We start from the raw sequence: 1,026 nt of genomic DNA, 5'->3' as shown, positions 1-1,026 counted from the left end.
ACGGGGTCCGGTTCGGTTTCCGGTTCGGCCTCCCGGTGGTGCCAAGCCGACGTCCGCCGCCCCCGCCCCCGCCAAGGTGCCCGGCCCCGGCTACGACGGTTCGGCCGACGCGCAGGCGCTGATCGACGCGGCCCTGCGCGCGGCGAAGTCCGACGGCCGGATGGTCCTGCTCGACTTCGGGGCCAACTGGTGCGGCAACTGCAAGGCCGCCGACAAGGTGTTCGCCCAGCCGGCCACCACGGCGCTCCTCGCGGACGACTACCACCTCGTCAAGGTCGACATAGGCGACAGCAGCTCCGCCAACTCCGCGCTGCTGCGCGAGTACAGCCCCTCGGGCGGGACCTACACGATGCCCGTCCTCGTGGTCGTCTCCCCGTCCGGCACCACACGGGTCGACACCCATGCCACCGGCAACCCGCCGCTGACGGCCGACGGCATCAACACCTTCCTGCGCAAGTGGGCCCCGTGAGACGGCCGGTACGCCCGGCCGTCCCGCTCGGGGTCCCGCTCGGCACCGGCCTTTCGGTGGCGGCGGCCCTGCTGCTGACGGGCCTCGCCACGGACGGCTCCGGCGCCGGAGCCGCGGCGGCCACCCGCACCGTCGCCGCCAGGCCCGCGGCCGCGGCCGCGGTCGCGGCCCCGCAAGCCCGCCCCTCCGCTCCCGCGCTGACCGGGAACGACCTGGACGGGAGGCCGGTCTCGCTCTCCGCCCTCCGCGGGGAGGTGGTCGTCCTCAACGTCTGGCGTTCCCGGTGCGCACCCTGCCGCGCGCAGGCCGACGACCTGGCGCTGCTCAGCGGGCAGCTCCGGGGCGAGAGGGTGCGCTTCCTCGGGGTCGACACCCGGGACCGGGACCGGGATGCGGCGCGGTCCTTCGTACGGGCCCACGGCCTGGGCTTCCCCAGCCTCCACGACCCCGCCGGCGCGCTCCTGCTGCGCTTCCCGCCGGCGGTGCTCAACCCGCGGACGATCCCCTCGACTCCTCGTCCTGGACCGGCGGGGCCGGGTCGCCGTGGCCATCGGGGG

Annotated in this window: 2 protein-coding genes; both read left to right on the top strand. The window is 76.0% G+C overall.

Annotation, left to right across the window (positions count from 1 at the left end):
- The coding region (locus SSNG_RS37625; protein ID WP_206731270.1) for a thioredoxin family protein at positions 1 to 469 on the top strand (469 nt) is incomplete at its 5' end.
- The coding region (locus tag SSNG_RS00605) for a TlpA disulfide reductase family protein (RefSeq protein WP_165364952.1) at positions 466 to 1,026 on the top strand (561 nt) is incomplete at its 3' end. The genes SSNG_RS37625 and SSNG_RS00605, both read left to right, overlap by 4 nt.

The organism is Streptomyces sp. C (genome assembly GCF_000158895.1).
Taxonomy (GTDB): domain Bacteria; phylum Actinomycetota; class Actinomycetes; order Streptomycetales; family Streptomycetaceae; genus Streptomyces; species Streptomyces racemochromogenes.
Note: the sequence above shows the minus strand (reverse complement) of the source record. Positions and strands in the feature narration are given on the sequence as shown.